Source organism: Photobacterium angustum (genome assembly GCF_002954615.1).
Lineage (GTDB): Bacteria > Pseudomonadota > Gammaproteobacteria > Enterobacterales > Vibrionaceae > Photobacterium > Photobacterium angustum_A.
The window spans coordinates 193,979-219,197 of record NZ_MSCJ01000001.1 but is presented as its reverse complement, the minus strand read 5'-3'; the positions used below and the strand labels follow the sequence as shown (position 1 = coordinate 219,197).

General features: G+C 41.0%; 23 protein-coding genes. 5 read left to right on the top strand and 18 right to left on the bottom strand.

What is annotated here, in order from left to right:
• Positions 1-5 precede the first annotated feature (5 nt).
• The 8 genes from carA to murJ all read right to left on the bottom strand — a co-directional run bounded on the left by carA (position 6) and on the right by murJ (position 10,285).
• Positions 6-1,145, bottom strand: a complete 1,140-nt coding sequence (gene carA / locus BTO08_RS00905; RefSeq protein WP_105059529.1) for a glutamine-hydrolyzing carbamoyl-phosphate synthase small subunit — start codon at positions 1,143-1,145, stop codon at positions 6-8.
• A gap of 533 nt (positions 1,146-1,678) precedes the next feature.
• A complete protein-coding gene (gene dapB, locus BTO08_RS00900; RefSeq protein WP_105059528.1) occupies positions 1,679-2,488 on the bottom strand; it encodes a 4-hydroxy-tetrahydrodipicolinate reductase in 810 nt (269 codons plus the stop codon).
• Between the two features lie 113 nt (positions 2,489-2,601).
• Positions 2,602-3,549, bottom strand: a complete 948-nt coding sequence (gene ispH / locus BTO08_RS00895; RefSeq protein WP_105059527.1) for a 4-hydroxy-3-methylbut-2-enyl diphosphate reductase — start codon at positions 3,547-3,549, stop codon at positions 2,602-2,604.
• 12 nt (positions 3,550-3,561) lie between these two features.
• Positions 3,562-3,996 carry an FKBP-type peptidyl-prolyl cis-trans isomerase gene (gene fkpB / locus BTO08_RS00890; protein ID WP_105059526.1) on the bottom strand — a complete coding sequence of 145 codons (435 nt, stop codon included), beginning with the start codon at positions 3,994-3,996 and terminating at the stop codon, positions 3,562-3,564.
• Positions 3,997-4,239: 243 nt separating this feature from the next.
• A complete protein-coding gene (gene lspA / locus BTO08_RS00885) occupies positions 4,240-4,761 on the bottom strand; it encodes a signal peptidase II (RefSeq protein WP_005369578.1) in 522 nt (173 codons plus the stop codon).
• Complete coding sequence (gene ileS / locus BTO08_RS00880) at positions 4,761-7,601, bottom strand: isoleucine--tRNA ligase (RefSeq protein WP_105059525.1); 2,841 nt, start codon at positions 7,599-7,601, stop codon at positions 4,761-4,763. The genes lspA and ileS overlap by 1 nt, the downstream gene beginning before the upstream one ends.
• A gap of 5 nt (positions 7,602-7,606) precedes the next feature.
• The gene (gene ribF, locus BTO08_RS00875) at positions 7,607-8,569 is read right to left on the bottom strand and encodes a bifunctional riboflavin kinase/FAD synthetase (protein ID WP_105059524.1); all 963 of its coding nucleotides are present in this window, start codon (positions 8,567-8,569) and stop codon (positions 7,607-7,609) included.
• A gap of 156 nt (positions 8,570-8,725) precedes the next feature.
• On the bottom strand, positions 8,726-10,285 hold the full coding sequence (gene murJ / locus BTO08_RS00870) for a murein biosynthesis integral membrane protein MurJ (RefSeq protein ID WP_105059523.1): 1,560 nt from the start codon (positions 10,283-10,285) through the stop codon (positions 8,726-8,728).
• A gap of 208 nt (positions 10,286-10,493) precedes the next feature.
• Between murJ and rpsT the strand changes: the two genes are divergently transcribed.
• Both rpsT and BTO08_RS00860 read left to right on the top strand, forming a co-directional pair.
• A complete protein-coding gene (gene rpsT / locus BTO08_RS00865; protein WP_005369583.1) occupies positions 10,494-10,754 on the top strand; it encodes a 30S ribosomal protein S20 in 261 nt (86 codons plus the stop codon).
• Positions 10,755-10,894: 140 nt separating this feature from the next.
• Positions 10,895-11,521 (top strand): DUF502 domain-containing protein, encoded by a 627-nt coding sequence (locus BTO08_RS00860; protein WP_105059522.1) that lies wholly within the window; start codon positions 10,895-10,897, stop codon positions 11,519-11,521.
• Between the two features lie 71 nt (positions 11,522-11,592).
• Here the strand turns inward: BTO08_RS00860 and nhaR are convergent, their stop codons facing one another.
• The 3 genes from nhaR to nhaA all read right to left on the bottom strand — a co-directional run bounded on the left by nhaR (position 11,593) and on the right by nhaA (position 14,013).
• Positions 11,593-12,480: a transcriptional activator NhaR gene (gene nhaR / locus BTO08_RS00855; RefSeq protein ID WP_105059521.1), complete on the bottom strand. Its 888-nt coding sequence runs from the start codon at positions 12,478-12,480 to the stop codon at positions 11,593-11,595.
• A 107-nt stretch (positions 12,481-12,587) separates the two neighbouring features.
• Positions 12,588-12,842, bottom strand: a complete 255-nt coding sequence (locus tag BTO08_RS00850; protein ID WP_105059520.1) for a hypothetical protein — start codon at positions 12,840-12,842, stop codon at positions 12,588-12,590.
• A gap of 1 nt (position 12,843) precedes the next feature.
• Complete coding sequence (gene nhaA / locus BTO08_RS00845; RefSeq protein ID WP_105059519.1) at positions 12,844-14,013, bottom strand: Na+/H+ antiporter NhaA; 1,170 nt, start codon at positions 14,011-14,013, stop codon at positions 12,844-12,846.
• A 519-nt stretch (positions 14,014-14,532) separates the two neighbouring features.
• On the opposite strand from nhaA, the gene BTO08_RS00840 reads away from it, so the two are divergent.
• On the top strand, positions 14,533-15,675 hold the full coding sequence (locus BTO08_RS00840) for a Na/Pi symporter (RefSeq protein ID WP_005369590.1): 1,143 nt from the start codon (positions 14,533-14,535) through the stop codon (positions 15,673-15,675).
• A 103-nt stretch (positions 15,676-15,778) separates the two neighbouring features.
• Here the strand turns inward: BTO08_RS00840 and BTO08_RS00835 are convergent, their stop codons facing one another.
• The 4 genes from BTO08_RS00835 to rppH form a co-directional block, all read right to left on the bottom strand.
• Positions 15,779-16,630, bottom strand: a complete 852-nt coding sequence (locus BTO08_RS00835; RefSeq protein WP_105059518.1) for a thymidylate synthase — start codon at positions 16,628-16,630, stop codon at positions 15,779-15,781.
• Between the two features lie 89 nt (positions 16,631-16,719).
• Entirely contained in the window at positions 16,720-17,523 is an 804-nt protein-coding gene (locus tag BTO08_RS00830) for a sulfite exporter TauE/SafE family protein (RefSeq protein ID WP_105059517.1), read from the bottom strand.
• Between the two features lie 27 nt (positions 17,524-17,550).
• Positions 17,551-19,797 carry a phosphoenolpyruvate--protein phosphotransferase gene (gene ptsP, locus BTO08_RS00825; RefSeq protein WP_105059516.1) on the bottom strand — a complete coding sequence of 749 codons (2,247 nt, stop codon included), beginning with the start codon at positions 19,795-19,797 and terminating at the stop codon, positions 17,551-17,553.
• A 51-nt stretch (positions 19,798-19,848) separates the two neighbouring features.
• Complete coding sequence (gene rppH / locus BTO08_RS00820) at positions 19,849-20,367, bottom strand: RNA pyrophosphohydrolase (RefSeq protein WP_005369648.1); 519 nt, start codon at positions 20,365-20,367, stop codon at positions 19,849-19,851.
• A gap of 623 nt (positions 20,368-20,990) precedes the next feature.
• Here rppH and mutH point away from each other — a divergent pair.
• Positions 20,991-21,671, top strand: a complete 681-nt coding sequence (gene mutH / locus BTO08_RS00815; RefSeq protein WP_105059515.1) for a DNA mismatch repair endonuclease MutH — start codon at positions 20,991-20,993, stop codon at positions 21,669-21,671.
• Positions 21,672-21,697: 26 nt separating this feature from the next.
• Here the strand turns inward: mutH and BTO08_RS00810 are convergent, their stop codons facing one another.
• Positions 21,698-22,000 (bottom strand): DUF6482 family protein, encoded by a 303-nt coding sequence (locus BTO08_RS00810; RefSeq protein WP_105059514.1) that lies wholly within the window; start codon positions 21,998-22,000, stop codon positions 21,698-21,700.
• A gap of 164 nt (positions 22,001-22,164) precedes the next feature.
• Between BTO08_RS00810 and BTO08_RS00805 the strand changes: the two genes are divergently transcribed.
• Positions 22,165-23,199 (top strand): NADP(H)-dependent aldo-keto reductase, encoded by a 1,035-nt coding sequence (locus BTO08_RS00805; protein ID WP_105059513.1) that lies wholly within the window; start codon positions 22,165-22,167, stop codon positions 23,197-23,199.
• A 58-nt stretch (positions 23,200-23,257) separates the two neighbouring features.
• Here the strand turns inward: BTO08_RS00805 and BTO08_RS00800 are convergent, their stop codons facing one another.
• Both BTO08_RS00800 and BTO08_RS00795 read right to left on the bottom strand, forming a co-directional pair.
• Positions 23,258-23,500, bottom strand: a complete 243-nt coding sequence (locus BTO08_RS00800; protein ID WP_005369655.1) for a hypothetical protein — start codon at positions 23,498-23,500, stop codon at positions 23,258-23,260.
• A gap of 342 nt (positions 23,501-23,842) precedes the next feature.
• Positions 23,843-25,162 carry a sigma-54-dependent transcriptional regulator gene (locus BTO08_RS00795; protein ID WP_105059512.1) on the bottom strand — a complete coding sequence of 440 codons (1,320 nt, stop codon included), beginning with the start codon at positions 25,160-25,162 and terminating at the stop codon, positions 23,843-23,845.
• Positions 25,163-25,219 lie beyond the last annotated feature (57 nt).

The window sequence follows — 25,219 nt, the reverse complement described above, 5'->3', positions numbered from 1 at the left end:
CCGGCTTAGGCGCTGTGTTTCTTAATTAATTCGATAAAGTGATCAAATAATGGTGCTGCATCGTGTGGACCAGGGCTCGCTTCTGGGTGGCCTTGGAAACTGAATGCAGGCTTGTCGGTACGATGGATACCTTGTAGCGAGCCATCAAACAGGGATTTGTGTGTCGCACGTAAATTTTCAGGTAACGTTGTTTCGTCAGCAGCAAAACCGTGGTTCTGGCTGGTGATCATTACAACATCACGATCTAAATCTTTAACTGGGTGGTTAGCACCGTGGTGACCAAACTTCATTTTCACAGTCTTTGCACCACTTGCTAAGGCTAGAATTTGGTGACCTAAACAGATCCCGAAGATTGGAATATTTTTATCAAGGAACGTTTTAGTTGCTTCAATCGCGTAAGTACATGGCTCTGGGTCGCCAGGTCCATTTGATAAGAAAACGCCATCTGGATTTAACGCAAGCACGTCTTCTGCTGACGTTTGTGCAGGAACAACCGTTAAGCGACAACCACGATCAACCAGCATACGTAAGATGTTACGTTTAGCACCAAAGTCATAAGCCACGACATGGTAAGGCAGTTCTTTATCTTCTTGTGCTTCTGGTAAGCCGTTCTCTAATGTCCAAGAGCCTTGCTTCCAGCTGTAAGTTTCGCTTGTTGTCACTTCTTTCGCTAAATCCATGCCTTTTAGACCTGGAAATGCTTTTGCTTGCTCAAGTGCAAAACCTTCATCGATATTGTTACCTGCGACGATACAACCGTTTTGCGCACCCTTTTCACGAAGAATACGGGTTAGCTTACGGGTATCGATATCAGCGATACCAACGATGTTTTGTGATTTTAGGTATTCAGAAAGAGATTGTTCAGAGCGGAAGTTTGAAGCGATAAGAGGGAGATCACGAATAACCAGACCTTGTGCATGAATAGCCGTGGATTCTTCGTCTTCGGTATTAGTACCGGTATTGCCAATGTGGGGATAAGTAAGGGTAACGATCTGTTGTGAGTAGGAAGGGTCAGTGAGAATTTCCTGATACCCCGTCATCGAAGTATTAAAAACGACTTCACCAACGGCCGAACCATCTGCTCCAATGGACACGCCGCGGAACACAGTCCCATCTTCAAGGACTAATAGCGCAGATTTGCTCAAGACAACCTCCAATTAAATAAAAATGCAATTAAAACAGATAAACTTGCAATTACCCATTCCTTTTCATATCAAAAACCACGTCTTACTGATTTTTGACAAATTGCGCAAATTCTATTGATCTGTTAGCAACCTGTCAACATAAGACCAGAAATAAATCCAAAAAATAACTCTTTCAACACAATTAAGCATCCTAAATGCGAAAACAACATGTTTAGTTGTATTTTTTAGTATCAACATCAAACCAAAAAATAACGCAACCGATTGCAATCAAAACCAAACCATTAACAAATACAAACACCCATCAAAAAAGCCAAAATTGACACCCAAACAAACATAAATAACCATCTAACAAAAAAAACACAACCAACCATCCATTTTATACAGTAAAGATATCCAGCTCAGTGCGATATTTAACCACCACCAAAATATACCGATATAACACGAATAAATTCAGCTCTATTTGTATTTACAATATTTATTCGCACTTTGTTCAGATATAAAAAAACCTGCTTATTAGCAGGTTTTTGTCTCGATTATAATGAATCAAGCCCTAAGACATCTTCCATGGTATAAAAACCAGGTGATTTATCATTGAGCCATACCGCCGCTCTCACCGCACCATTGGCAAATGTCATTCTGTCTGTCGCTTTATGAGTGATCTCTACACGCTCACCGATATCTGCAAACATGGCGGTGTGTTCACCTACTATGTCACCAGCACGAATCGTAGCAAAACCAATCTCATCACGAGTACGCTCACCCGTGATCCCCTCTCGAGCATAGACTGCAACATCACTTAATTTATTACCCATCGCGCCCGCAATCGCTTCTCCCATCCCAATTGCTGTTCCTGATGGTGCATCCACTTTATGACGATGGTGTGCTTCGATAATTTCAATATCACAGTAATCGCCCATCACTTTGGCAGCTTTCTCTAACAATTTGAAAACTAGATTAACCCCTACACTATAGTTAGGTGCCATCACGATAGAAATATCACGAGCAGCAAGATCAATTAACTCTCGCTCTTGCTCTGTAAAACCGGTTGTACCAATTACAATTTTTTTATTATGTTGCTGACAAAACTCAATATTTGCCAATGTTGCGACAGGTGCAGTAAAGTCAATTAACACATCAAAATCATCAAGAGCCTTGTTAAGATCATCAACAATGATCACATTGGCAATACCCGTCCCTGCTAACTCACCAGCATCAGCACCTACTAATGTAGAGCCTGCACGCTCAGTCGCGACACCTAATTCTGCTTTCTCTGATAATTGTGTTGCTTTTAATAGCTGACGCCCCATTCGGCCAGCAGCTCCAGCTATCGCAATTCTTACCATTGCGTGCTTCTCCCTTGATGAATATATAATTATCTCAATACTGTAGCGGTTTTACAGACGATAAAAAAGCCCCAGCTTTCACTGAGGCTTATTCTGCACAAATCAATACGCTATTAGATATTCTTAACTTGTAACTCTTTTGGTACTTCAAAGAACATGTTTTCTTCGCGACCTGATAATTCTTCAACATCAGAGCCAGTGATTGTCTGAATTTGTTGAATAATTTGGTTCACCAACTCTTCAGGCGCAGATGCACCAGCGGTGACTCCAACTTTTGTTTTATTTTCAAACCAACTTGCTTCTATATCTTCAACACAATCGGTCAGATAACCAGGCGTTCCTAATTTTTCCGACAATTCACGTAAACGGTTAGAGTTAGAGGAATTTTTTGAGCCAACAACAATCATTACATCAACTGTTTCAGCCATTTCACGCACAGCATCTTGACGATTTTGAGTTGCGTAACAAATATCATCTTTACGTGGCCCTTGGATCTCAGGGAACACGATACGCAAGCGATCAATCACATCTGCCGTTTCATCAACTGACAGGGTTGTTTGACTAACATAGTGTAAGTTGGTTGGATCTTTAACAATTGCTTTTAACTTATCAACATCATTCGGTGTTTCAACAAGGTACATGCCGCCATCTTGGTTAGCATATTGCCCCATTGTGCCTTCAACTTCCGGATGTCCTGCGTGCCCAATCAGCACGACTTCCATCGCTTTTCGACTGGCACGAGCCACTTCCATATGTACTTTTGTCACCAATGGACACGTTGCATCAAACACCGTTAACTGACGTTGTTTAGATTCATTACGCACCGCTTGTGAAACACCATGAGCGGAAAAGATAACGATATTGTCGTCAGGTACTTCACTGAGTTCCTCAACAAAAATTGCGCCTCGCTGCTTTAGCCCTTCAACAACAAAACGGTTATGTACGACTTCGTGGCGAACATAAATAGGCGGTTGGTACATTTCCAACGCACGCTCGACAATGCTGATCGCACGATCAACACCAGCACAAAAACCACGTGGGTTTGCGAGTAAGATTTTCATCAACAATTGCTCTTAACTTTCAATGGAGACAACCTCCACCTCAAAGGTGACAGCTTGCCCTGCAAGTGGATGATTGAAATCAACAGTAACAGAGTCACCCACAACGGCTGTAATTATTCCCGGAATATCATGTCCATCGGGACCAGCAAAGGCGATAATATTGCCCACTTCAGCGGGAGCATCAGCACCAAATTTAGCTAAATCAAGGTGGTGGATATTATCGGGGTTAGGTAAACCAAACGCATCTTCTGGTGATAATTCAAATGAACCTTTTTCACCAATACTTAACCCTAATAAACACTTTTCAAAATTGTCAGTTAAACTGCCATCTCCCATGCGAAACATTGCAGGCTTACCTGCGGCATAAGTAGATTCCGCAACCGATCCATCATCAAGTTTAATGGCAAAATGCATCAACACTTCGCTGTTATCTTTAATCACCGACATAGCACATCCTTTTGTATGATCGTCTTATTGATCTAACAACAAGTCGCTCACTTTTATTTTAATGTTCCCATTTAACAATAAACCATCGTGCGTATCAACGGACAGGCACTAAGGTTTTACATTTGTATCACTCGATTTGTTAAATTAAGAATAAGGCGTCAACACGCACAAATAAAAAAACGCAGCTCATAAATGAACTGCGTTTAATATTGACGTGTTATTAATACCGATAAAGGTAACTAATTACGACTTAGCTTGCTTGTCTGATTTAAAACCATCAAGTATCAACAAAGCCGCACCAACACATATTGCACTATCAGCAATATTAAATGCAGGCCAATGGTAGCTACCATAGTAAAGGTCTAGAAAATCAACCACAAAACCATGATACATACGATCAAATAAGTTACCTAATGCGCCACCAATAATTAATGCATAAGCAATATTAGCGATTTTATTTGTCGCTGGTGTGCGACGCATCCAGTACATTAATAAACCACAAACACCAAAGGCAATAGCTGCAAATAACCAACGCTGCCAGCCACTTGCGTCACTTAAAAAACTAAATGCTGCACCTGTGTTGTGCACATAAAGTAAATTAAAAAACGGCAATACTTCGATCCGGTTTGGCCAGCCATAGCCCATCGTGTCCATCACTAACAGCTTAGTGCCGTTATCGATGATAAATACCAGAACCGCTAGCCATAGCCAACGGATGCCAGATTGTTTAACTGTTAGCGATTGCTTCAGTGCTGTACTTGTCATTATGCAAACTTTCTCTTTTCGCCTTCGCCGTCGATGTTAGTTGCACAGCGACCACAAATTTCTTCATGGCCTGCGATTGTGCCAACATCAGCAACATGGTGCCAACAACGCTCACACTTCGCCGCTTCAGATGCTTTAACCGTTACGAATAAACCTTCGATATCGGTTTCTTGCGCATTTTCAGGCTTGCTATCAGCAACAACAACTTGAGCTTTAGATGTTAATAGAACAAAACGTAGTTCGTCCTCTAACTTATTCAGCTTCTCAGCCAGCTCAGCATTAGCAGAAAGGATAACCTCTGCCTGTAGTGAGCCACCGATCACTTTTTCGCTTCGTGCTGTTTCAAGTAACTTGTTCACTGCGCCACGAACTTGTTGGATTTCAGCCCAGAATTCGTTGCTTAGTTCTTCGTTATCAGCAAGACCAAATAGGCCATCGAACCACTCACCAGTAAACACGAACTTGTCACGTTGACCTGGCATTTCATTCCAAATTTCATCTGCTGTGAATGACATGATAGGTGCCATCCAACGAACTAATGCCTCTACAATGTAGTAAAGCGCTGTCTGACAGCTACGTTGAGCATGGCTTCCACGTTTTGCTGTGTATTGACGGTCTTTGATTACATCTAAGTAGAATGAACCCATCTCAATAGAACAGAACTGCATTAAGCGCTGTGTTACTGAGTGCAGGTTGTAATCTTCGTAATCTTTGATGATTTCTTCTTGAGCCGCCATTGCGCGACCAACAGCCCAACGATCAAGTGCGACCATTTCTTCAGCTGGAACACAGTCAGTTTCAGGGTTGAAACCGCTTAAGTTAGCTAAGAAGAAACGTGCTGTGTTACGAATACGACGGTAAGCATCGGCTGAACGCTTTAAGATCTCATCAGATACAGCCACTTCGCCAGTGTAATCAGTCGAAGCAACCCATAGGCGTAAAATATCAGCACCAAGCTTATTCGTTACATCTTTTGGTGCAACAACGTTACCGATAGATTTAGACATCTTACGGCCTTGACCATCAACAACGAAGCCGTGTGTTAACACTTGCTTGTACGGTGCTTTATCTTTCATCGCTACCGATGAAATCAATGAAGACTGGAACCAACCGCGGTGTTGGTCTGAACCTTCAAGGTAAAGATCCGCTGAGTGACCGTTAAATTCTGGACGGCTATCAACCACTGAGAAGTGCGTAACACCAGAGTCAAACCATACGTCTAGTGTATCTAGTACTTTTTCGTAATTTGCGGCATCTTCTGCGTTCATTACATCAGTAAGTTCTAGATCCCACCAAGCTTGAATACCTTTTTGCTCAACAAGCTGTGCTACTTTTTCAATTAGCTCAGAGGTTTGAGGGTGAAGTTCTTGCGTTTCTTTATGGATGAATAGTGCAATTGGCACGCCCCACGTACGCTGGCGCGAGATACACCACTCAGGACGACCTTCGATCATACCTTCAATACGGCTTTGACCCCACTCAGGCATCCATTGAACATTTTTGATTTCGCCCAATGCTTTCGTACGTAGACCTGCTTTGTCCATAGAAATGAACCATTGCGGCGTAGCACGGAAGATAATTGGCGTTTTATGACGCCAGCAGTGTGGGTAGCTGTGTGTGATTTTTGAGAAATTCAATAGTGAGCCGTGCTCACGTAGTACTTCAACAACAGCTTCATTTGCTTTAAATACGTGTTGACCAGCAAAGATCTCAGTATCTGGTAGGTAAACACCATTACTGCCCACAGGGTTTGCAATTTCAAGATTGTATTTTTGACCTACCACGAAGTCTTCTTGACCGTGACCAGGAGCGGTATGTACACAACCTGTACCTGATTCAGTCGTTACGTGATCACCTAAAATTACTGGCACATCAAAGCTGTAGAATGGGTGGTTAAAGCGAAGTAGCTCAAGCTCTTCACCTTTACAGAAACCCAGGATTTCTGATTCTTCAAAACCAACACGACCCATTACATCTTTTACAAGCTCTGCCGCTACGATTAAACGTTGCGGCTGAGGATGTGCTTCTGTAACTGGTGTTTGTACTAATGCGTACTCAAGATCAGCACTTACAGCTACTGCGCGGTTAGCAGGCATTGTCCAAGGCGTTGTTGTCCAAATAACAATCGATACATCGCCTTGACCTTGATCAGCCACACAACCAAATTTAGCTAATACAGCCGCTTCATCTACCGCTTTAAATTTCACATCGATAGATAGCGATACTTTATCTTGGTATTCAACTTCAGCTTCAGCCAGTGCTGAACCACAGTCAGTACACCAGTGAACAGGTTTAAACCCCTTCAACAAGTGATCGTTATCTGCAATTTTACCTAATGCACGAATAATGTTGGCTTCGGTATCGAAGTCCATTGTGCGGTAAGGCTTGTCCCATTCACCTAGTACACCTAAACGAATGAAACTTTCTTTTTGACCATTAACTTGACCTGCAGCATATTCACGACACTTTTCACGGAATTCAGCTGCTGTCACTTTTTGACCCGGCTTACCCACTTTTTTCTCTACCATCAATTCGATAGGTAGACCGTGACAGTCCCAACCAGGGATATACGGTGAGTCAAAACCAGACAGAGTCTTTGACTTAATAATAATGTCTTTAAGAATCTTGTTTAGTGCGTGACCAATGTGAATATCACCGTTAGCGTATGGAGGGCCATCGTGTAATACGAAAGATTTTTTACCTTTCTTTGCTTTACGGATTTCACCGTAAAGATCTTCATCATACCAACGCTTAAGCATTGCAGGCTCACGCTGAGCTAGGTTGCCTCGCATCGGAAACCCTGTTTCAGGCAGGTTCAGGGTATCTTTATAGTCGCTCATTGATTCTAGATTCCGTTACTTGGGCGAAGTTGGACATTATTACGCTCAGACAGCCACACCCGTGCTGTTTGAGCATCTCGCTCGATTTGGCGTTTAAGCGCATCGAAGGATTCAAATTTCTTTTCGTCACGCAATTTATGGCGTAACACGACTTCTAGCTGATGTCCGTAGAGATCAGCATTAAAATCAAATAAGTGTACTTCAAGTTGTTGGCGTACACCTTTTACGGTTGGTCGATGACCAACATTAGCCACCCCCATCACAGGGCGACTATCTGCACCATACACTTCAACAGCATAAACACCAGCTACCGGCGCTACACGTCGCTTTAAAGGTATATTGGCGGTAGGGAAATTAATAGTTCGACCGAGCTTGCGTCCGTGTGAGACACGTCCGCGAATACTGTAAGGCCGACCAAGCATCATCTCCGCTTGTTCAAGTTCGTTATTTGCCAGTGCTTGACGAATGGCAGTGCTGCTTACACGCTGCTCCGAAACACAAAAGCTTTGGGTACTTACCACCTCAAAGCCATGTTTTAGACCAGCGGCAACTAACATATCAAAACTGCCACTACGACCTTGTCCAAAGCGAAAATCATCGCCAATAACAAGAAACTTAACACCCAATTGCTTAACCAACAAGCACTCAACGAAATCTTCAGCACTCATGGTAGCAAAATGATGATTAAAATTTACGCACAATAAACGATCAATACCGACCTTTTTTAGCTGTAAATATTTATCTCTAAAACGGGTTAAGCGTGCTGGCGCTTTATCTCCTGCGAACAATTCTAACGGCTGAGGCTCAAATGTCATTACCGTTGCGGAAAGTTGCATCGCATGGGCTTTAGCTACCACTTGACGTAGCAATGCTTGATGCCCTAAATGAACACCATCAAAGTTGCCGATAGTCAACACACAGCCATGATGCTGGGGTTGAATATTATGTATACCTCGAATTAATTCCATGCGCTCTGTTACTTACCACTCATCAATATTCACACGCTAAAAGATGCAAACAATCAAAATCCGTCTTTAAAGCTAAAAACTCCGCCGCTATTATTGCGGAAAATGTTGCTTTTCTACAGTAAAGCTGGCGGATTATATACTACTCAACGCTTGCAATCAGCTATCTGTACGCAGATGTCGTGGGCGAATGCCTAAAATCATCGCAATTATTAGATAAACACCACTGCCTATTGCAATTAAACCAAACAACCAGCCGACACGTTCAAGCAAATGAAAACCTAACCACTGTTCCATTGTTGGGCTTAACCATAACAAGCTTGCCACCATTAAAACGCCAGCCACAGCAAGTCGCAGAACAAAAAATAATGTTTGACGGCTAATGCGATAAATATTGCCTACATGCAAGCCTCGGTACAATAGCGCAGCGTTTAACAATGCCGATAAAACACTGGCAATAGATAAACCCACATAACCGTAAAATGGTGCAAACATACCGTTAAACACCATATTACTCACCATCGCAATAATACCAATTTTTACAGGTGTTTTAGTATCTTGACGTGCGTAGTAGCCGGGCGCAAAGACTTTAATCAGCATGTAATTTAATAGACCAGCTGATACAACCCATAATGATGCTGCAGTTTGATTCACATCGTAAACGCTAAATTCGCCGCGCATAAACATTACCATCAACATAGGTTTCGCCAATGTGATCATGCCAAGCATGGCGGGAATGCCAAGCAGTAGCACCATTCTAACTCCCCAGTCCATCGTTTGGGCGAATTGTTCTGGCGATTTATCAACGTGTTTACGTGAAAGCGCAGGTAATATCACCGTTGCAATAGCAATACCAAATAAACCAAGAGGAAACTCTAATAAACGATCAGAGTAATACAGCCAACTGATAGAACCCGTCATTAAGAAACTGGCAATGAAGGTATCAAGCAATAAGTTAATTTGGGTAACAGACACACCAAATAGCGCAGGTAACATCAGTTTGCGAATTTTTGTCACACCCGGATCATTCCAGCCCCATTTAGGGCGAACTAAATATCCTTCACGATACAAAAATGGCAATTGAAAGCCAAACTGCACTAAGCCACCAACGAAAACACCGATAGCTAAACCAATCTCAGGTTGAGCAAGATGTGGAGATACAAACCACGCACAACCAATAATAGATATGTTTAAAAAAACCGGAGTAAACGACGATATCGCAAATTTACCTAACGTATTTAATATCGCGCCAGATAAAGCAACAAAGGTGATAAACCACAAATATGGGAAAGTGATTTTTAGTAACAAGCTTGCAAGTTCAAATTTTTCTGCATCAGCCCCACCGTGTAGCCAATCCCAAAACCAACCAAAACCGAACAAAGCCGTCACAGCGCCAGAGCCTAACACCCCAAACAATGTCACGATCGTCACAATGCCGCCTAGCGTACCTGCTGCTTTTGCAATCAACTCTCGTGTTCGATCAACATCACCTGCTGCATGGTATTCAGTCAATACAGGTACAAATGCTTGCGAAAAAGCCCCTTCGGCAAAAAGACGACGCAGAAAGTTGGGAATTTTATTTGCAAAGAAAAAAACATCGGCCGCAGCCCCTGCTCCCATAAGGTTAGCAACCACCACATCTCGGACTAAACCGAGTACGCGAGAGACCAAAGTCATGGCGCTAACTATCATTCCAGAGCGTAAAAGACGCTTACTCACAAAAAAACCTCATAAAAGATGGCTCAGAAAGGTGACTTCTGATTCCAAATGCTGGTAAAATCTGCCGCCATATTAACCGTGTTAATCCGCAAGTGCCAACTTGATTGGTCTGGCGGTTATTCGCACAAATCATTTGACAATTACAAAGAACCAAGGCATAGTCCTCGGCCTTAAATTGTCACCGTACCAAGATTTGGGAGTTACACCCTTGGCAAATATCAAATCTGCTAAGAAACGTGCACTAACTTCAGAAAAACGTCGCCAGCACAACGCTAGCCGTCGTTCTATGATGCGCACTTTCTTCAAGAAAGTAATTATCGCTATTGAAGCTGGTAATAAAGAAGCTGCAACACAAGCTTTCGTTGAAATGCAACCTGTTATGGATCGCATGGCTACTAAAGGCCTGATCCACAAAAACAAAGCTGCACGTCATAAAGCTCGTCTAGCTGCTAAAATCAAAGCTCTTTAATTTTTAATTTTTGAGTTTAGATTTAAAAAAACCGACCTCGAGTCGGTTTTTTTATATCTGAAATTTATATTCCTCTGACTCTCTGCTGCCATCTTTGTGGCACACTGTCTTCTTATTCTTATCTTCATTAAGAGCAAAACATGAAAAAAACGCTGTTACGAGGTTTGCTCAACGTCCTGCCTTTAGTCTTGAGCATATGGCTATTTTGGTCATTATTTGAGTCATTAGACAAAGTCGGTAACTTTTTATTTGGTTTATTCCATATAACTGAGTTATTCAAAGGCGCTGGGTTTTTATTGATCCTGACTTTATTGTTTATTGCTGGCCTTCTTTTCTCTGTTAGCCCTATTGCTTGGCTGTATGATTTCATTATTCGACAATTGATGCGTTTTCCGTTCTTTAAAACGGTATACAGCAGCATCAATGACATTGCCTCACTTATGAGCAGTGATAATAAAAATAAAGGACAGCAAACGGTTTTAGTGCATCAAGCCAATGATAGTTATGTAATCGGCTTTATTATGTCTGATGACATGCCTGAACCGCTCGCTAATGCGCTTCCTGAGGGGGATTGGGTTCCCGTATTATTCCCACTTAGCTATCAAATTGCTGGAGTGACAACCTTGGTTAAGCGTGAAGACTTAACACTTGTTGATTGGTCATTCGAAGAGGCAATGCGCTACAATCTCACCGCAGGTATCTCTACTCCTAAGGGAAAGAACGATAAAAACACAAAAGAAGAAACAGACACGCTCTCTGATAACTGATAAATAAGCCTCTAATAAGCGCGCTATCCATCTGTCTGCAACTTTAGCCTCATAAATGGGTATGAGGCTACTTAAGCGAATAACCGACTAAAATCCGCCTCACAGATACGCGTGACCGATGGGTGCATTATCATCCGCTCCGCAAAAATGACATAATATTCTTCTGAAATATCACTCACTCTTTTTACCTCATGCACTTGGCATGATTCCTTTAACTCATCTGCATAGCTAGAGGGAGCTATAAACATAGATTGTTGATAAGACGAAAACGCTTTCATTAGAGCTGAATCATCAAATTCACCTAAAATATTAGGCGTGATCCCTTGCTGATCAAACCATTGATGCAGTTTTCTCCCCATCGCAGAGCGGCGGCTTGGTACTAACAATTTATAATCTTCAATACATGCGGGAAACGTCGATTCTGATAGTTTATCTGAACAGAAAAAACTCATTCCAGACTCCCCTAATTTCTTGCTGTATAAACCAGGGCTTTGGGTTGAATCTACGGGACAATCAGAAAGGATCATATCAAGCTTATGCTGGGATAGTTGTTCTAGTAGCATTTCATGGGTTGACTCAAAACAGCTAAAATGAATTCTCTGATCATCAGGCATGCCTTCTAATAACACTTGGCTAACTAATCGTTTAGACAACGCATCAGCAACACCCACTTCAAAAAGCTGATTATCTCGCTGGGTATAGTTGATCCGATCCAGCATTTGATAACTTAAATCAAACATTTTATCGGCATACTTAAACACCATTTGTCCTAATTCAGTTGGTTCAATCTGGCGTCCTACACGTTTAGTTAATCGCCCTTTTAAACGATCTTCTAAAGCACGGATCTGCCCTGTTACCGTTTGTGGTGCCAAAAATAAAGCATCCGCAGCTTTGGTCACAGAGCCTTGTTTACACACCATCCAAAAATAATATAAGTGATTATAATTTAAGTGAGACATACCCTTACCAACCCATAAAAAAAACCCCAACGACAAAGCTTACGCAGTGCCACTGGGGTCTTCAATCTTTATCTTATTATTTCTAATAAACGCGTAATAGAAACCTATTAACTCGCAGGTTGACGATTAAATCGTTCAAGGTTGCGATATAGCTCACCGCTTCGCTGCTCAAGTGCTCGATCTTGGAATGATGGTTTAGAGCTGATTACTTTTTTTTCCTCTTTTTTCCCATCATTTAAACCTTGCAGATAAGCCTGACAAATCTCAGTTCTGTCAGCCATTGTACAATGTTGATAGTTCATTGCTGCAACACTTGAGGTTGCGAAAGTTGAAAACAGTATAGCTAATAGGTATTTATACATATTACGCCTCTACTTTTTGTGCTTCCTTTGGAAGAGAACGACTCAGTAACACGTAACCCACAACTGCCGCTACTGTTGAGCCTAACAATATTCCTAATCGTGAGTAAGTTGCAAAGCTTTCACCGGCCCCAACAAATGCTAACGATGAGATGAAAATCGACATCGTAAAGCCGATACCACACAGTACCGATACCGCAAAAATATGTTTAAAGTTAATGTCATCAGGCAGTTTCGCAAAACCACATTTCACAGCGATAATACATGCAGTAAATATACCTAATGGTTTACCAATAAACAGACCAGCTGCAATACCTGCAGGTAACATTGATGACAAACTTTCTACAGACACGCCATCTAATGAGATCCCCGCATTAGCGAATGCAAAGATAGGTAGAATCAAGAAAGCAACATACGGGTGTAATACATGCTCTAAATGCTTCAATGGTGAGTGTTTATCTGAACGACCATCTTTGCCCGTTAGTGGAATAGTAAAACCAAGAATAACACCAGCTAACGTAGCGTGAACGCCTGATTGCAATACACTAAACCACAAAATAGCACCAACAATTAAGTACCAAGAAAGCTTAGTAACATTCTTCGCATTCATGATGAACAGCGTCGCTGTAGCAGCAAAAGCAACCGCAAGAGCAACCGTTGATAAATCAGAGCTATAAAACAGCGCGATAATGACGATCACACCTAAATCATCAATAATCGCAAGTGCAAGCAAGAATACTTTCAAGCTTACAGGTACACGATTACCCAGTAGTGCCATCACACCTAATGCAAATGCGATATCTGTCGCAGCAGGAATTGCCCAACCTTTAATAGCCATTGGATCGTTATAGTTAAACGCAACATAAATTAATGCTGGTGCAACCATACCGCCTACTGCCGCAATAGCAGGAAAAATCGCTTTCTCTTTAGTATTTAGCGCTCCTTCGATTAGCTCACGCTTTACTTCTAAGCCAATAAGCAAAAAGAAAACAGCCATTAGACCATCATTAATCCAATGAGAAACAGATAAGCCAGCAACATAACTGTGCAATGTATCGGTATACACTGATGCTAGCGGTGAATTAGCAATGATCATCGCAATAAGCGCAGCAATAATCAGCACAATTCCACCTGCTGATTCTAATTTAAGAAACTTACGAATAGCATCGGTCATCGACCGTCACTCCTATAAAACAATATGAATTAATCAATTAAATGCAGTGTAAACGTCATTCTCAGCACTTGTGAAATCGTTTGTTTAGATGCAATAACTCGGAAATACCGAATAATTAGAGCTATAACAATATAATAACCGTGCTGTACTAACGAACCTTTGACATTAGCGCGCATTTCCCTGTCATGTGCTTCCCTATTAAATATAGGCAAACTGTCATAATTGACCGATTTTTACGATTTATCGTAAAAAAAGACAACCTTTCCGTATACCACATTAAAAAAAACTCAAATTTCCTTTTTTATCAAAATCCTCTTAATAATCCATATATAACAGATAGTTAAACATATAAAAACAAAAATATATTAGTGCCAGTTAATCGCTTGCTATCACAAAAAAGCGACAAATCATGTTTGTGACAATCAGTGTAATATTTCTGAAATAAAAGCAATCTACTATCCACACAGATTTCAACAAAATGACACCAAAACGACATACTATTGTCATGGAGAAATGATTATGACTACCCAAGCCACTACTGCTGTATCTAAGTTCAGCTCTATGCGTTGGGTCCGCTGGGCCAATCTAGCGTTCATGCTTTATCTTTTACTTGTTGCTGTATCTATGATCAGCAGCGGTTTTAAATGGTCTGTTGGCGAACAAGCTAAAACCTTATTCGAATTTGCCTCTCACCCTGTAGCAGGGCTTATGATTGGTTTAATCGCAACAGCATTAATTCAGTCTTCAAGTACGGTAACGTCAATCATTGTTGGTCTTGTTGCCGGTGGCTTGCCTGTTGAAACAGCAATCCCAATGGTAATGGGTGCAAATATTGGTACTACACTAACCAATACGTTAGTGAGCTTAGGGCATGCGCGTTGTAAGGATGAATTCCGTCGTGCTTTTGCCAGTGCAACCGTCCATGATTTCTTCAACCTACTAGCTGTAGCAATTTTCTTGCCACTAGAGATGATGTTTGGTCTGCTAGATAAAATGTCTAGTTGGTTAGTGTCTCCATTCTTAAGTGCGGGTGATATGAGCATGAAGGGAATGGACTTTATGAAGCCATTAACTAAACCTGCAGTAGAGCTAGTAAAAGGTCCTCTAGAAGCATTTGGTTCTATGGGTGGTGTCGCGCTTAGCTTCATCGGTATCGCATTAATCTTCTTCGCGATTACGGTTATGGGTAAGCTAATGCGTAGCCTAATGGTTGGTCGTGCTCGTGATATTCTAAAAAGTGCAATTGGTCGTGGTCCACTGCATGGTATTGCATCAGGTACAGCAGTAACGATTTTAGTACAATCATCATCAACAACAACAAGCTTGATGGTACCGCTAGTAGGTACAGGTGTATTAAAAGTACGTGATGTATACCCATTCACGCTTGGTGCAAACATCGGTACATGTATCACTGCACTATTAGCAGCAACAGCAGTATCAGGCGATAACGCAGTATTTGCATTACAGATTGCACTGGTACACTTATGTTTCAATGTAATGGCAACTGTACTGATTTACGGTATTCCATTCTTACGTGAAATTCCGTTGAAGTGCGCATTCTTCTTAAGTGACTTAGCAACTAAAAACAAAGTAGCAGTCGCAGGTTACCTTGGCTTAGTATTCATCGCTATCCCAGGTGCAATTTTAGCATTAACTGCTTAATTAATACCGCGCTACGAAAAAGCCCAGCTTATGCTGGGCTTTTTTATTTCTTACCATTCTGATTCTGATTACATTTACTTTTTAGTATATGTTATTGATGAATCTAAACAGAAAATGGGTATTGAATCGGATCGTGATGCTCGTAACCCACCACTTCAAAATCATCTAACGTTACCCATGTTTCTAAATCTTCTAATGACTTGATCTTCGGGTTGATTTTAAGTTGTGGAGAGGCAAATGGAGTACGCTTTAATTGCACATCACGCATAAGCTCTAACTGATCTTCATAGATATGTGCGTTGATAATTTTGTGGTAAGCCTGACCCGCTTTATGACCTGTTATTTGCGCCATTAACGCGAGTAAGGTAAACACTTGTACTTGATTGAAGTTTAACCCTAGCGGTACATCACATGAACGTTGATAGCTCGTTAAATATAACGTATCACCCAGTAGTGAAAATGTATGTGTATGCATGCAAGGACGCAGACAGCCCATATCAAACTCACCTGGGTTGTAAAACGTTAATATTTCACCGCGATCATCAATACCTTTGGTTAAATCATCAACAATCTTCTTTAATTGATCAATTGGCGTACCGTCTGATTTTTGCCAACGACGACCTTGAACACCATAAACACGTCCCATGTCATCTTCACCTTTACGATGAGGATTGTTCAGCCATGCTTGGTTGTCATTGGCGTTAGCATTCCATGTGTTACAACCAATTGCACGAAATTGCGCTGCATTATCATAGCCACGTAAGTAACCGAGAAGCTCTGCGATTGCCGCTTGCCAGAAACTTTTACGAGTAGTGATCAACGGAAACTGATTATTAGCAACATCATAAGTCAGATCAGCATTGATAACCGTTAAACAACGCTTACCTGTACGTTCATTTTCAATCCACACACCTTCATCCACGATGCGTTGGCATAAGGCTAAATATTGTTTCATAGTCCTACTCGTAAATTGAATGCGCCCAGCAAAAGCTAGGCGCGAAAATTAGTAATCGTTATTCTATCAGAAGCCTGTTGACCCTGCTGTTAACTTAAAAACATTTTTATACTGATCACTAGCAATAATACTGCAAATAGCTTTTTCAGTGTCGGCGTCGGTAGTCGACTCACTAACGCCGCGCCATAACGAGTTGCAATCATCGATGTTGCAGCAATACCGAACAAGGCCGGTAAATACACATAACCCGCACTAAACGCTGGTAACGCTTCACTGCCGACACCGGCGTAAATAAAGCCAATCATTCCAGAAACAGCAATTAATAAACCTACGAGCGAAGAGGTACCAATGGCACGTCGCATCTCAATACCATAATAAGTTAAATACGGTACTGTTAATGATCCTCCACCAATGCCAGCGAGACTTGAGATCAAACCAATAATGCCACCACTTGATACACATGCTAATGAGTTTGGCAGGGGCTTACTGTTTATCACTTTCATCGATAGCAGCATCTGAATTGCTAGACACAATACGATAACAGCAAAAATTTTAGGTAAATAATGTGAAGGAATGATCTCAGCAACAACACTTCCCCCCAATCCACCAACAATGATCCCTGGGGCTAGCATTTTTACCATTGAAAAATCAATATTTCCAAGCTTAAAGTGATTACGAGCTGAGGCCGTTGACGTCATAACAATACTGGCAAGTGAGGTCGCTAACGCAATATGCATCACAAGATGCGATGCAATTCCGGCTTTCGGTAATAACCAAACTAGAGCAGGTACAACCAATAAGCCTCCGCCAATGCCTAATAAACCAGCCAATAGTCCGACGACAGATCCCAATAGCAAACACATGCTAAATAGCCAAAGTGTTGTTTCATACATAATACGTAACCAATATTAAAAAGTGTTCTACTTACCCGCGCGGATAAATCCACCTAGACCATGCTGCTCGACAAATAACGTTGTTCTCTCTCTTACTTCACAAGATAAATGTACCGCGAGAACATCATCCGCCAATTGCGTCATATCAAGTGCTGACACATGGCGTAATATATATTTTATTTTGGCTACATTACGGGTATTCATACTCAATGATCGATACCCCATTCCGACTAATAAAATTGCACCAATCGGATCTCCGGCTAACTCACCACAAACGCAAACTGGAATTTGGTAACGCTCTGCACTATCGATAATATGTTTTAACGCATTTAAAACCGCAGGATGAAGCGCATCATAAACACTAGCGACACGAGAGTTATTACGATCAACGGCAAGCAAATATTGAGTTAAATCATTACTACCCACTGAAATAAAATCAACTTTATCGGCTAACGCATGGAGCTGATAAAGCATTGACGGTACTTCAATCATGATACCTAAGCGGGGTTTTCTTAACTCGCCATCATATTGAGCTGCCACTTCCTGATAGGCGCGCTCAATTAATACTTTAGCTTCATCAAGCTCTGCTATCCCTGAAATCATAGGGAGCAATATGTCCATATTATTCAAGCCAATACTGGCACGTAACATCGCTCTTACTTGAATTAAAAAAATCTCAGGATGATCTAAGGTAAAACGGATCCCACGCCAACCTAAAAAGGGATTGTCTTCTTCTATCGTTAAATACGGTAACGGCTTATCGCCTCCAATATCGAGCGTTCGCATCACAACGGTTTGATCAGGATAAGTCTGCAAAATAGAACGATATTGATTAATTTGTTCATCTTCTGAAGGAAAGCTACGTTGCAGTAAAAAAGGCACTTCGGTGCGATATAAGCCAACCCCATCAACCCCTTTATTAACCGCAATACTGGTATCAGCACTTAAACCTGCATTTAAGTGAACCATGATCCGTTGATTATCTTTGGTATAGGCTTCTTTATCTAGATCACCTTCAACCGTTTTGGCTAGCTCGTGCTCTTCACGTAATAAGCGGCGATATTCAATTAATACATGACGATTAGGGTTAACGAGAAAATCACCACGATAACCATCAACAATAACTAAATTGTTATGTACCATATGAGGAACAAAATCGACCCCCATAATAGCAGGGATACCGAGTGCCCTAGACAAAATAGCAGCATGTGAGTTGGCGGCCCCCTCTTGAGCAACAACCGCAGCTAACTTTCCCAAAGGAACTGTTGCAAGCATCGCTGCTGTTAACTCTCGGGTTAATAACACCACAGGTTCATCCCACTGCAACTCATCGACTTCTTCATCACGTAAAAAGAACAATAAGCGCTGGCCTAACTCGCGAATGTCTTGTGCACGCTCTTTGAGGTATTGATCTTTCATATTCGCAAAACGGGCGGAATAAGATTCAACCACTTGACGAACTGCCCATTCGGCCTGATCACCACAAGCAATACGGGCTTTCAGATCTTTGCGCAGCATAGGATCATTGAGTAAATGGCTGAATAAATCAAAAATGGCGAGGGTTTCTTTTTGCAGTTCACTATCAAAACGTTTACGTAAACGTCGAAACTCTGTACTGGCCGCTTCTATCGCGATAGTTAAACGTTCTTGCTCAAAATTGACATCAAGACAAGATGTGGGAGCTACATGTTCTAATAATGGTTGGGTATCGTCCCACCATGCTTTAGCAACAGCAACACCAGCAGAAGCCGCTGATCCAGTAAGGTGCAATTTATTACCTTGCTCAAACCACATTCCTTGTGCTTTCGCATGAGCTAAAATACCTGATAATTGAGCTGCAAGGGTGACTAAGAAAGATTCTTCACTTTCATTAAATTCCCGCTTTTCTCGTTGCTGTACAACAAGGACACCAAGTACTTGGCGCTGATGAATGATAGGCGTGCCAAAAAACGATCGAAAGGATTCTTCTCCGATCCCTGGGAGATGTTTGAAATGAGGGTGTACACGAGCATCAGCAACATTAACGAGCTCAGCACTACGCCCCACAAGGCCGACTAGACCTTGGTTAAAGCGTAAACTCACACGCCGCTGCGATTTATGCAGCCCTTGCGTTGCCATCAATGTATAAAGCTGACGCTCATGATTAGCAATATAGACCGAACAACAATCTGTTTTCATTGCCTGACAAGTGCTCATCACTAATTGATCTAGCGCTTCTATCAAGGTCTGGGCGCTGACAACCTTGTCAACTATCTCTCTAAGCTGTGTCAGCATAACGAGCCTTATTATCCTTCTATATTGCCAATAACCTCTATATTACCTTATTTACTTTTTATTATTACGCTTGAATTTTCGCTCTTTCCATTCTTTAAAAGGCATGGCTACAGGTGCAAATTCTTTAAGTGCGCGACGGTAAACATCACGCTTAAACGAAACGACCTGTCGGACTGGATACCAATAACTTACCCATCGCCATCCATCAAATTCAGGAGTAGCACCTCGCTGCATATTGACCTTGGACTCATCGCACTCCAAGCTCAACAAAAACCATTTCTGTTTCTGCCCGATACAAACAGGTTTCGAATCCCACCGCACTAAACGTTTAGGTAATTTATAACGTAGCCAATGACGGCTTGACGCAATTATCCTGACATCTTTTTTGGTTAATCCTACTTCTTCGTACAATTCACGAAACATGGCTTGCTCAGGTGTTTCACCATCATCAATACCACCTTGCGGAAACTGCCAAGAATGTTGTCCATATCGTCGAGCCCAAAATACCTGGCCATGGCTATTGCAGATAACGATCCCTACATTAGGGCGGTATCCATCGCCATCAATCACTGGACGACCTCAAGTATAAATATCTATTAATAGTGATTTTTTCATAGTAGAGGTGATCGGTAAACAAAGATTCGATCAGATCGTGATATTTTCCTAACTAAACCTCAAATTTGGGATAACTCCTCTCCCAACCAGAGGTTATAAACATCTAAATGAGACATTCCCCACATTTATTCACTCTTTCTGTGGATAGATTTGTGCAGAAAATAAAAAAACCTCGATTTTATATATAATTATCGCTTGATAGACAGCAATAAAAAATCAAAAATAAAAACACAAAAGCATTAATAATCAATAATTTAAAATCATTAAGAGTACATAATAAATTTAAATAAATAGAATATTCACATCTCAAAAAAACGATCGGTCAAAGATCAATCAATTCTGGTTTTATCCACACCATACAAAAAAAATGATCGAACACAAGATAGCCAAGATGAATAAAACACCAACTTAAGCCTGTCTATTTAACCAGTTCACAGCAAAAAAAATATTTCATAAAAATATTCTGTGGATATCTTTTAAAATGATCCTTTTCTCTCTATTTACCCACTCAAACAGGAAAAAGCTATGTTATGATCTTTACTCTTCTTATTTTTAGATCATGATCATCACCTAGCACTATGCCAAAACCAGAGCAACCTTCGCCCCCCCTCACTGAACAAGAACTCCTCAATCGTGCCCAACAGCTAGCAGGTTTAACGCTTGGAGAATTAGCCGATCTTGCTGGCATTGTTCCACCTGCTGATCTAAAAAGAGATAAAGGATGGGTTGGGCAATTGTTGGAATGGCATTTAGGTGCAACAGCGGGAAGTAAACCCGTTCCTGACTTTATCGATCTTGGTATTGAGCTTAAAACGATCCCTATTGGCTATAATGGTAAACCACTAGAAACAACTTTTGTCTGTGTCGCTCCTTTAATTGGGGTACAAGGATTACGTTGGGAAACGAGCCATATTCGTCATAAGCTCTCACGGGTATTATGGATCCCAGTCGAAGGTGAGCGAGATATTCCCTTAGCAGATCGCCATGTTGGATCGCCGTTAATGTGGAGTCCGTCGATTGACGAAGATGCGCAATTAAAACAAGACTGGGAAGAGTTAATGGATATGATCGTACTCGGCCAAGTCGAGCACATCACAGCACGCCATGGCGAAGTGCTGCAATTACGACCAAAAGCGGCAAATAGTAAAGTACTAACAGAAGCCTACGGCGCAAATGGACAGCCTATCAAAACATTACCTCGTGGTTTTTATTTAAAAACACACTTTACCGCAGAAATTTTAGCTCGATACTTTATTTAAAAAGTATACTGCGTTACACCGCAGGACTAAAAATGCAGCACCATATCTTCTTCACAAGCAGCCGTGATCCCTTCAGGTAAGAATTCATCATAGGGATCAGTTAAACGTAATGTCATATTACTGATCCCAAAAGATTTCAATAGTACCTGTGCCTGCTCAATCGTCTTAAAATGCAGTAAATTATCTTGCTCATCTTTAAGGGGTTGTAACTGATGCTTATATTCAATTTCCATCAGATAATCAGAATACCCCGCATAACAGGTTAGTACACAATGTGGGATCTTATCTGGCGACGCTTTAAGCCATGGCTTCAATTGAGATAGCTTCATTGTTTATCCACACTAAAAAATAAAAGATCTAACATTAACTATGTGTCAGTTTTCTCCTCCTATCAAGTTCGTAATATAATATTAATTTCATATTTAATTACACTTCTCAGTCCAAACGCTTCAAGCTATAGTCAAATCAAAGACATTAATGGCAAGGACAGCGAATGAAATACCATACGATCCCGCATTCTAGTTTAGAGATCAGTAAGATCTGCCTCGGTACCATGACATTTGGTGAACAAAATAATGAGACTGAAGCCCATAGCCAATTAGATCTGGCCGTCGAGCACGGTATAAATTTTATTGATACCGCTGAAATGTATCCCGTACCACCGAATGCTAATACCCAAGGATTAACAGAAAGTTACATTGGTAACTGGCTAGAAAAAACACAATTACGAGATAGAGTTGTTATTGCAACTAAAGTGGCTGGTCCACGCAACGTACCTTATATTCGTGACAATATGTCGCTTAATCGACGTCATATTCATGACGCACTGAATGATAGTTTAATACGGTTAAAAACCGATTATATCGATCTCTACCAACTGCACTGGCCTCAACGGCAAACCAATTGTTTTGGTAAGTTAAACTACCATTATGAAGAAGATCATTCTGGTGTTACGTTAATTGAAACACTAGAGGCATTAAGTGAGTTAGTCACAGCAGGAAAAATCAGATATATCGGAGTCTCCAATGAAACCCCTTGGGGAGTCATGTCTTACCTGCAACTCGCAGAAAAACATAATCTACCAAGAATCGTATCTATTCAAAATCCCTACAATTTACTTAACCGTAGTTTTGAAGTCGGACTTTCTGAAATTAGCCATCATGAAGGCGTAGAGCTACTCGCCTATTCCCCGTTAGCTTTTGGCGCATTAAGTGGTAAATACTTAAATAATGCCAAGCCTAAAGGGGCGCGATGCACTGAGTTTCCTCGCTTTTCACGCTATTTCAATCAGCAAGGTATTCAAGCTACGCAAACTTATATTGATGTTGCTAATAAGCACGGGCTCGATCCAGCCCAAATGGCACTCGCATTTGTTAACCAACGTCCTTTTGTTGCGGCAAATATTATCGGTGCCACTACACTGAAGCAGCTAGAAAACAATATAAACAGTATTGATCTCATGCTTTCTGAAGAAGTCATGACAGATTTAGAGCAAGTTGGTATTCAATACTCAAACCCTTGCCCTTAGTGTTTGAGTACCACGTAAAGGTTGGCCAGCAAGTAAAAATACTTACTGGCCTAACTCCTTACGTGTTGTGTCTAAACCTTAATGTTCGTCTGAGATGGCGAACTTTACGCTCGGCATGAACAAGATGACTTAATGCAATACGTCCATCACTCTCAACACCCACATCACGCAATAAGTGAGGAGAAAACACAGGTAAATATACACTGACTCGACGTTGCTGATGTCGCCATAACGCCTCTTCTCGTTTAACATCTTGTTGGATTAAAAAAATAGCAAATCGGATATACACAGACTGGCGCATAATGACATTCTCCTTGGTTTTAAATTAAGATTCGCACTCTAACCATGTCATTCTTCTTTTACTAAAGAATCCGACATTTTCAAATTGGTGAGATATGCTTAAAACCAATATTAACTAATCATTAACACATAACAAGTAAATTTACGCCACCAGTGTAACTACATGTTTTTATGCTATAAGATTCTATTTTTATTTGTTATAGACTAATTTAAAACCAATATGTCCATTCAATATCAGCATAAAAGTTTATATGGTATTGATAGAGAGAATGATATTTAGTTCTAAAACAAAAACAGCCACCTTTCGGTCGCTGTTATATTAATCAATAAAAGCTAACTGATATTAAGTTTGGCGGAAACAACGAGGAGGTGGGATCAAGTCATGTTTATTCAGCAATCGATACATAGTGGCGCGAGATACACCTAGCTCTCTCGCTGCAGCTGAGATTTGACCTTTGTTATTTTCTAATACGGTTAATAGCGCCGTTCGTTCCGATTCTTCACGAATTTTCTTTAAACTTTGCTTATCTTCAGTAACCCGAGGAATATCTAGATGCTCCGCTTCAATACACTTAGTTTCAACCAGTAATACTGAACGCTTAATTTGGCTAATTAATTCACGGACATTGCCAGGCCATTGATATTGAAGCAACATCGCTTTGGCTTGTTCAGAAAACGTTTTAGCAACACTATTATATTGCCTTGCATATTTTAAGAGTAAAAATTCTGCTAGTAATACAATATCACTGCCTCTTTCACGTAAGGCCGGTACCGTTAGTGACACCACATTTAATCTAAAATATAAATCTCGGGTTAATGTATCTAACTCTGATAGATCTTCAAAATTGTGGCTACTGGTGGCTATAAAACGGATATCTAACGTTAAAATACTGCCATCAGGATGATAATAGACACCATCACTGAGTATTTTCAGTACTTCTTTTTTTCGGTCATCTGCAAGTAAAGTAAACTCATTAAGCACTAACACACCGTTATTAGCAAAATCGAGATAAGAGTTTTGTCCAACCTCATTTATCCATCCGGCTTGTAAATTTTCACAATTAACGCGTACTAGCGGCTTTTTGGCTCGAACCGAAGCTTGATGTAATGCTTCTGCTACTACCAATTTTCCGGTACCGATTTCACCATTGATCAAAACAGGTACATCACTTAATGCAACACGCTTAACTTGATCACGAAGCTTCTTCATCACCGGCGTATTGCCTTGCAAGCCTTGTTGTCCAAATTGGCCTAGCTGAGGCCAAACTTGGCGTTCTAACGCTAACATTCCACTTTGGTGACCAATGGTTTGCTTTAGTCGCTCACAAGGAACAGGAGTAGAAAAATAATCTAAGCAAAAATTCACAATAAATTGGCTGATAGCTTCATTATTTAATTGTTCATCACGCACAATCGCTATCCAGCGCACTTGCTTATTACGATTCACAAGTGCGGCTAAGCTATGCAAACTGAAATCATCATTACTTAGATCTACAACACCTACACAGGGGCCCATTTCTAACAATAAAGATTCTGCTGCGCGTAAATCATAACAACGGTGACATGACCATCCAGCCGCCTCCATTGATGGAAGCCACTTTTGATTCACTCCGCCAAAGACAACAATTGAATTCGCTGCCCCGATCTTATTTCGTTTATCCATCCCTAATCGCCCTTGATAACGTTATTACGTAGCACGACTGTTGTTGTAATGTGTATT

What these genes read in the sequence shown, in the direction of transcription:
- dapB (WP_105059528.1), bottom strand. Translation starts at nt 2,488, where the DNA reads ATGGTAAGAATTGCGATAGCTGGAGCTGCTGGCCGAATGGGGCGTCAG.
- ispH (WP_105059527.1), bottom strand. Translation starts at nt 3,549, where the DNA reads ATGAAAATCTTACTCGCAAACCCACGTGGTTTTTGTGCTGGTGTTGAT.
- fkpB (WP_105059526.1), bottom strand. Translation starts at nt 3,996, where the DNA reads ATGTCGGTGATTAAAGATAACAGCGAAGTGTTGATGCATTTTGCCATT.
- lspA (WP_005369578.1), bottom strand. Translation starts at nt 4,761, where the DNA reads ATGACAAGTACAGCACTGAAGCAATCGCTAACAGTTAAACAATCTGGC.
- ileS (WP_105059525.1), bottom strand. Translation starts at nt 7,601, where the DNA reads ATGAGCGACTATAAAGATACCCTGAACCTGCCTGAAACAGGGTTTCCG.
- ribF (WP_105059524.1), bottom strand. Translation starts at nt 8,569, where the DNA reads ATGGAATTAATTCGAGGTATACATAATATTCAACCCCAGCATCATGGC.
- BTO08_RS00860 (WP_105059522.1), top strand. Translation starts at nt 10,895, where the DNA reads ATGAAAAAAACGCTGTTACGAGGTTTGCTCAACGTCCTGCCTTTAGTC.
- nhaR (WP_105059521.1), bottom strand. Translation starts at nt 12,480, where the DNA reads ATGTCTCACTTAAATTATAATCACTTATATTATTTTTGGATGGTGTGT.
- BTO08_RS00850 (WP_105059520.1), bottom strand. Translation starts at nt 12,842, where the DNA reads ATGTATAAATACCTATTAGCTATACTGTTTTCAACTTTCGCAACCTCA.
- nhaA (WP_105059519.1), bottom strand. Translation starts at nt 14,013, where the DNA reads ATGACCGATGCTATTCGTAAGTTTCTTAAATTAGAATCAGCAGGTGGA.
- BTO08_RS00840 (WP_005369590.1), top strand. Translation starts at nt 14,533, where the DNA reads ATGACTACCCAAGCCACTACTGCTGTATCTAAGTTCAGCTCTATGCGT.
- BTO08_RS00835 (WP_105059518.1), bottom strand. Translation starts at nt 16,630, where the DNA reads ATGAAACAATATTTAGCCTTATGCCAACGCATCGTGGATGAAGGTGTG.
- BTO08_RS00830 (WP_105059517.1), bottom strand. Translation starts at nt 17,523, where the DNA reads ATGTATGAAACAACACTTTGGCTATTTAGCATGTGTTTGCTATTGGGA.
- ptsP (WP_105059516.1), bottom strand. Translation starts at nt 19,797, where the DNA reads ATGCTGACACAGCTTAGAGAGATAGTTGACAAGGTTGTCAGCGCCCAG.
- mutH (WP_105059515.1), top strand. Translation starts at nt 20,991, where the DNA reads ATGCCAAAACCAGAGCAACCTTCGCCCCCCCTCACTGAACAAGAACTC.
- BTO08_RS00810 (WP_105059514.1), bottom strand. Translation starts at nt 22,000, where the DNA reads ATGAAGCTATCTCAATTGAAGCCATGGCTTAAAGCGTCGCCAGATAAG.
- BTO08_RS00805 (WP_105059513.1), top strand. Translation starts at nt 22,165, where the DNA reads ATGAAATACCATACGATCCCGCATTCTAGTTTAGAGATCAGTAAGATC.
- BTO08_RS00800 (WP_005369655.1), bottom strand. Translation starts at nt 23,500, where the DNA reads ATGCGCCAGTCTGTGTATATCCGATTTGCTATTTTTTTAATCCAACAA.
- BTO08_RS00795 (WP_105059512.1), bottom strand. Translation starts at nt 25,162, where the DNA reads ATGGATAAACGAAATAAGATCGGGGCAGCGAATTCAATTGTTGTCTTT.